Origin of the sequence: uncultured Maritalea sp. (genome assembly GCF_937139385.1) — a bacterium.
Taxonomy (GTDB): domain Bacteria; phylum Pseudomonadota; class Alphaproteobacteria; order Rhizobiales; family Devosiaceae; genus Maritalea; species Maritalea porphyrae_A.
The window spans coordinates 1-6533 of record NZ_CAKZPW010000191.1; the positions used below are offsets into that span (position 1 = coordinate 1).

The following is a 6533-nucleotide window of genomic DNA, read 5'->3' on the forward strand; positions in this document are numbered from 1 at the left end:
GTGGCGCATTGTTAAGTGCGCCACTTTGCACAAGGCTAACGAGTTCAAGACTAGTCGGCTCAATGGCTGCGAAAAGGTTCGAAGAAGCCAGCTCACGCACCGCAACACTGTAAGTTCCAAACTCAAGCGTCGACATGGTTTGTGTCTTTGTATTGAAATATTGGATCGCGCCATCTTTGAGTTTTATGTAAAGCGTGTCGTCGGCGCGCGAAAGCTGGGATTGGGCCGCAAAGGTTGTTTGGTTTTTGAGCGGATCACGAGCGTCGTGCAAAAAGAACCCAAGCCCGGTTCCGTCGTCAGCGCGCCCCGCAATCATAAGCGTTAAATCAGGCGCAATGTCTGTAAACTGGCCGGGTCGCGAAGAGTTTGCAATCAAGTCGGCGTTAATTTCATCCGCACGAGCCGCTGCAAGTTGATTGGTTTTGGGCACCAATTGGTGGACAAGCGTTGCATCAAAAATGATGCTGATCAGCAAGAATAAGCCAATCGATTGCCAAAGGGGCTTAATACCGATGCCGGAATGGATGGGAAATAGCTCTTTGCTGACTTGCATGGCCCTGAGCCCGCGTGAAACACCCAAAGCTAAACACAAGTACAAAATGATGCTGATGACTTCTGGCACAACCAGCAGAGATTGGGAAAAGAGGGTAAAGACACCTTGCCCCTTTGCTGTCACCACATCAATGGTGCGCAACAATTGAACCATCCAGCCCAAAAAGGCCAAGAGCAAAACAAAGCCAATCGAGGCGGCAAAATATTTGCTCAGTAAATATCGCGCAACGTGAGTCATGTTTGATGTTTTGCCACGAAGGTTTGCCCACGTACAGACTTCAATTCTTGATCACACAAGTTGATAAGCGCAATTGACCATTGAACTTTGATTTGTCCCGGCGCAGGATGGGCAAAACTGGCGTCGCATGTTCGACGTCCCGCCCCATAACGACCAAAATCATTCAAGTGGAACACATTGATGGATCAAATACTCAGCCTTAAAATTGAAGGTTTTGCCAAGACCAAAGCCAAGCAAATATGCTTGATTGTTGCTGATGAGCTTGCCCTAGGGGAAGAAGCAACAAAAATATGGGAGGCAACGGGCCAAGATCTATCCGCTTTGTCAAAAGCTGCAGATTTTGTTGCGAAAAAGTCGAGCTTTTTGAATGTGTTTGCTCCAACTGGTGTGGATGCCGATCGAATTCTGTTGGCTGGCATTGGCGATTTGAACGCTGATACGGACTTAAAAGAATTTGCCTCCGCCGGTGGCACAATTGTCAATCAGTTGCGCGCCCAAAAAGCCGAGAATGCAGAAATCGTTTTTGATTTGGATGCCAGCGCCGAGCAAATCGCTGCTTTCGCCGCAGGCATTCGCCTTGGTCACTATCGCTTTGATAAATACAAAACCAACCCAGGCAAAACTGACGATCTCCCCCCAGCAGAATTAAAACTCGTGCTAAGAGTCGCAAACCAAAAGGCCGTAACCGCAGCCGATAAAATCCGCGATGCGGTGACCCAAGGCACCATTTGCGCCCGCAATTTGGTCAATGAACCAGCAAATATTCTGGGCACTGTCGAATTTGCGCAAGCCGCAAAAGACCTTGAAGAGCATGGCCTTGAAGTTGAGATTCTTGACGAAAAGCAAATGACACAGCTGGGCATGGGGTCCTTGTTGGCGGTCGGCTATGGCTCACGCCGTCCATCGCATTTGGCGATTATGAAATGGAATGGCGGCAAAAAAGCTGACGCGCCAATCGCCTTTGTGGGTAAAGGCGTGGTGTTCGACAGCGGTGGCTTATCGATCAAGCCAGCTGGCGGCATGGAAGACATGAAAGGTGATATGGGCGGCGCAGCGGCTGTGACCGGCATCATGAAAACCCTTGGCCTGCGCAAAGCCAAAGTGAACGCGGTTGGTGTGATTGGCCTGGTGGAAAACATGGCAGACGGTAACGCCATGCGCCCAAGCGATATCATCACCTCAATGTCAGGTCAGACCATTGAAGTTTTGAACACAGACGCTGAAGGCCGCTTGGTTTTGGCAGATGCGCTTTGGTACACCAAAGAAACGTTCAAGCCAAAATTCATGGTCAACCTTGCGACGCTCACTGGCGCAAACATGGTGGCGCTGGGCGATCAACATGCGGGCCTTTTCTCAAATGATGATGAATTATCGCAAAATCTGACCCAAGCGGGTTTGGACACAGGCGAGCGGGTTTGGCGCATGCCCATGGGCCCAGAATATGACAAGCTGATCAATTCAAAATTCGCAGATATGAAGAACATTGGCGGGCGTTGGGCAGGGGCAATCACAGCCGCTCAGTTCCTCAAACGTTTTGTCGGCGAAGTGCCTTGGGCGCATATTGATTTGTCCACCGCCATGAATGTGCCCGCAACCCCAATTTGCAAAAGCTGGGGCACTGGCTTTGGTGTAGCGCTACTCGATAAAATGGTGCGCGATCATCACGAATAGGCAGATGCTCAAAAGGATCGGTGTACCGAATTGACCGAGATTTTGTTTTACCATTTGGAGCAGCGCCCCGCAGAGGCGGTGCTGCCCCTTTTGCTTGAAAAAACGCTGGAGCGCGATTGGCGTGCCGTGGTGCAAGTTGGCGATGCAAGCGAACTTGACGGGCTCGACACCGCGCTTTGGTCTTATCGTGACGATAGCTTTTTGCCCCACGGCATAGGCGAAGGCGAACTGGCCGCCGAACACCCCATCGCGCTTGTAGCTGACCAATCTAACCCCAATAACGCACAGCTGCGGTTTTTCGCCAAAGGGGCCGTACCCACAGATGCGGGAACCTACGAACGGCTGGTCTATATGTTCGACGGCCACGATCCAGATGCCGTAACCCGCGCCCGGGAAGCCTGGAAAGCGCTCAAACCTGATCATCAATTGACCTATTGGCAACAAGAGCCAAACGGCAAGTGGGTGAAGAAAGCTTAGCTTAGAGCATAGTGTTGCGTTGGTGCGCTTTGGGGGCGGGGTGCGGAGAACATGGCCGTTCGGTGCGCTTGATCGAGCGATTACTATAGTGCACAAATAATAGCACTCGGCTCAGCCGAAGTGCTCATTTAAACCACCTTCAAGCCGAAGATGCGACCATGGCAACGGACTTAGATTTCTCCTTCAATATGTTGCCCGTTCCAGCGCGACGGCACATCCGGGTTTTTCAAGTCCACCAATTTCTTGATCGTTTTGCGATGGGTTTGACGGTTGCCGTTGTCGCACTGGCGTTGACTGATCGAGGTATGGACCTCTTCCAGATCTCACTGCTTTTTGGGGTTTATTCACTTACGACTATGGCGATGGAGCTCCCATTCGGGGGATTGGCCGATAGCATTGGACGCAAGCCGGTCTTTCTGGCGGCGGTCGTCGCCAGCATGGTCTCTCTCGCACTCTTTCTTTCCACCAGCGATTTCAATGTACTCGCGCTCTCATTCGCCTTTATCGGTATTGGACGAGCATTACGGTCGGGCACGCTCGACGCTTGGTTCGTTGAGACCTTCAAGGCCGTTGCGCCAAATGTGGATGTTCAACCCGCTCTTGCAAAAGCGCAATGGGCCAATGCTATGGGCTTGGCAATTGGGGCGGTTTTAGGGGGGCTACTGCCCGATCTCTTCGGCTCGGCGGCGGAGAAACTGGGTTTCAGTGTCTATGATGTTTCTTACGCGGCGAGCGTCTTGGTAATGCTTCTCGTGTTCGTCTACACCCTATTTGTAATCGTAGAAAAACCGCGTCCGCTGAACCCTCAAGCTCTTAAACAGGGGTTTGCAGCTGTACCTATGGTGATCAAAGACGCAGGTCTTCTCGCCATTAGAACCCCGACGCTGTCTTTGCTTTTGCTTGCTCTCGCGCTATTCCTAATGGCGACCAACCCAGTTGAGGTGGTTTGGCCGACCCATGCAAAGCCCATGTTAGAGGAAGGTTATGCAAACACGCTCATTGGTGTCCTCACCGCAGCCTACTTTTTCTCAATTGCGTTCGGCGCGTCTTTGTCCTCTCGCATCAGTCGGATGTTCAGGCGGCGGCACGCGATAACATTGGCGGTGGTTTTTGCCTGCATGGCGGGCATTCAAATCGCATTGGCCCTGCAAGGCGACATCTTCGGCTTCGTGATGGTTTTTATCCTCTATTCTGTTGTGCTTGGTGTTTCTGAGACGCCAGCCAGCAGCATACTGCACAGTTGCGTTGAAGACCGCCAGCGATCAACAATGTTGTCCCTAAGGTCGCTCATACAGCAACTTGGAGCAGCTTTGGGTCTAATTTTGGCCGGCGCTATCGCTGAGGTTTATTCTACGCCCATCGCTTGGATGGTCGGCGCCGTTTTTCTGCTCGTCGCCGTGATCTTGATCGGTATCCTGGTTAAACGCCTTGCCGCAGCGCCTGGATAGAAGCATTCACGCCAAGCGCTGTAATCGGTAACCTGAATGCAAAACGGCCCCCACACATCGACGCTTGCCCCAAACAAAAAAGGGTGACCCCGGATCAAGTCCGGGGTGCCGAAGTCTTATAAAGAGAAATGCCCGAAGTGACTCACCCAATGCACAAAGAGCAGGGGGCACAATTCAACCCCTTTGGCATTCCCGGACTTGAGCCGGGATCACATTTGAAAAGCGCAGCCAAGAGCCGCACTCTCCCTAAATCGCAATCGGGTGCCTAATGGCCCAATAGTCTAGCCGTTCGGATTTTCCAGAATATCTTTTGCGACTTGGCCGAAGTACAGGTTGACGATTTCATAGCAAACGATGACTTCTTCGTTTTCAGAATCGTAATAGGCGTTTTCTTCGCCGCATTCACGGCCAACAAAACTCACCGGCTTGCGCAATTCAATTGTATCCGTGATTTCTTTGGCAACTGTTTCAAGCAGTTGCGAGTTTTTAAGCAGTTCGGCTGCGCCCTCATGCTCTTCAGTTGCTGGCTCATAAGAAACAGTGATCGGTTGGCCGTTATTGCCTTGTGCAATAAACGTTTCATTCAATCGGTTCCAGTTGCCTGCAATTTGCTCATAGTCAAAGGCGCAACTTTCTTGACGGTCCGGGTCAATGCCCACTTCGTCGGCAAGGTCGCCAAACAGCTCAGCGTCAGAGCCAACCATCAAACAAATCACTTGGAAAGCGCGTTGTAAATCTAGGCTATGCAAATCATACATGGCCGCGTCTTCGATTTCTTCAGGCCCTTCATTGTTGGAATAGAAGAACGAATTTGCCGCATCAATCAGCATCGCGTCTTTATTGTCGTCTTCCGCTGCCAACAGCATCACGGTGGCGATATTGTCGGCTGCGTCCTCTTCTTTGCCCAAAATAGGCAATTGAAACTGGGAAATCAGCATATGACCAACTTCGTGATAAAGCGTGGCCGCCGTTGCGTTTACGGCAAACGTCGCCGCTTGATTATACTGCTGTTCGGTCAATTCCTGCGATTGGCCCACTGTGCTCAACATCGCGCCACAAATGAATGTGGCGATTGCAAAACCCTTCTTCATTGGTCGCTCCTCCCTAACGTGTTTGTTGCTCTTTTTCGGCACTTTCTAACGCTTCGACCTTATCCAACCAATTTGTTTCTGCCAATTCTATTTCGTTCAAGCAATCGGCCCGGTCTTTACCCAGTTTCACGGCCAATTCGGGGTCTTTTTTAAACAAGTCAGGGTCGCTCAACTCTTGGTCGACTTTCTCAAGTCTTTTGTTGAGCTTTGCGATGTCAGCTTCAAGCGATTTTATTTCTTTGCGCAAGGGGGCAAGTTCTGCCCGCAAAGCGGCGGAGGCTTTGCGGTCTTGTTTCTTATCAGGTGAACTCTGGTCTTTTACTGCTTCGTTTTTCCCGTTTTTTTTTGAGCCACCAAGGATTGAGCGCTGGTAAGTGTCCAGATCATAGTCACAAACCGAAATTGTACCGTTTTCCGCGATCCAAAGCTGATCAACGGTGGCTTCGATGAGGTGGCGGTCGTGGCTGATGATCAACACCGCGCCTTCATATTCATTGAGCGCCTGCACAAGTGCATCACGGCTATCAATATCCAAGTGGTTGGTTGGCTCATCCAAAATCAGAATGTTCGGGCCAGAGAAGGTGATCAATCCCATCAACAGCCGGGCGCGCTCACCACCCGAAAGATTTTCGGTTAGTGTTTCCATGCGCGACGTTGAAAGACCCATTTGGGCAACGCGAGAACGGCGCTTCGCCTCGCTATCGTAGGGCATTAGCGATTCAACGTGCTGCAGCGGTGTCTCTTTTGGGCGCAACATGTCCATTTGGTGCTGTGCGAAGTGGGCAATTTCCAACTTGCGGGCTTTGGTCATGCGACCATCTTGCAACTCAATATCACCCGCCAATAGTTTGGCGAATGTGGATTTACCATTTCCGTTGATGCCAACAAGCGCAATCCGGTCTTCCGGATCAATCCGGCCGCTGATCTTGCTCAAAATCCGTGTTTCGCCATAACCAGTTGCCGCATCATCCAAACTGATCAGAGGCGCAGAAACGGCGCGTTGCGGCTGTGGGAAAGAAAAGGGCGAAACATATTCGTCAAACATGGCTGCGATCG

6 protein-coding genes are annotated in these 6533 nt (G+C 51.2%); 3 read left to right on the forward strand and 3 right to left on the reverse strand.

Annotation, left to right across the window (positions count from 1 at the left end; genetic code table 11):
• Nucleotides 1–790 (reverse strand): LptF/LptG family permease (locus Q0231_RS08220; RefSeq protein WP_299347050.1); only part of this gene is annotated, 790 nt, incomplete at its 3' end.
• A 180-nt stretch (nt 791–970) separates the two neighbouring features.
• Here Q0231_RS08220 and Q0231_RS08225 point away from each other — a divergent pair.
• The 3 genes from Q0231_RS08225 (at nt 971) to Q0231_RS08235 (ending at nt 4386) form a co-directional block, all read left to right on the forward strand.
• The gene (locus Q0231_RS08225; RefSeq protein ID WP_299347052.1) at nt 971–2461 is read left to right on the forward strand and encodes a leucyl aminopeptidase; all 1491 of its coding nucleotides are present in this window, start codon (nt 971–973) and stop codon (nt 2459–2461) included.
• Between the two features lie 30 nt (nt 2462–2491).
• Entirely contained in the window at nt 2492–2938 is a 447-nt protein-coding gene (locus tag Q0231_RS08230; protein WP_299347054.1) for a DNA polymerase III subunit chi, read from the forward strand.
• A gap of 158 nt (nt 2939–3096) precedes the next feature.
• Nucleotides 3097–4386 (forward strand): MFS transporter, encoded by a 1290-nt coding sequence (locus Q0231_RS08235; RefSeq protein WP_299347056.1) that lies wholly within the window; start codon nt 3097–3099, stop codon nt 4384–4386.
• A gap of 281 nt (nt 4387–4667) precedes the next feature.
• Here the strand turns inward: Q0231_RS08235 and Q0231_RS08240 are convergent, their stop codons facing one another.
• Nucleotides 4668–5477: a DUF4344 domain-containing metallopeptidase gene (locus Q0231_RS08240; protein ID WP_299347057.1), complete on the reverse strand. Its 810-nt coding sequence runs from the start codon at nt 5475–5477 to the stop codon at nt 4668–4670.
• Between the two features lie 13 nt (nt 5478–5490).
• A partial coding sequence (locus tag Q0231_RS08245) for an ATP-binding cassette domain-containing protein (RefSeq protein ID WP_299347059.1) occupies nt 5491–6533 on the reverse strand: 1043 nt, incomplete at its 5' end.

Bases quoted from the DNA above. Each gene is read 5' to 3' on its own strand.
- Q0231_RS08225 (WP_299347052.1), top strand. From the start codon at position 971: ATGGATCAAATACTCAGCCTTAAAATTGAAGGTTTTGCCAAGACCAAA.
- Q0231_RS08235 (WP_299347056.1), top strand. From the start codon at position 3,097: ATGGCAACGGACTTAGATTTCTCCTTCAATATGTTGCCCGTTCCAGCG.
- Q0231_RS08240 (WP_299347057.1), bottom strand. From the start codon at position 5,477: ATGAAGAAGGGTTTTGCAATCGCCACATTCATTTGTGGCGCGATGTTG.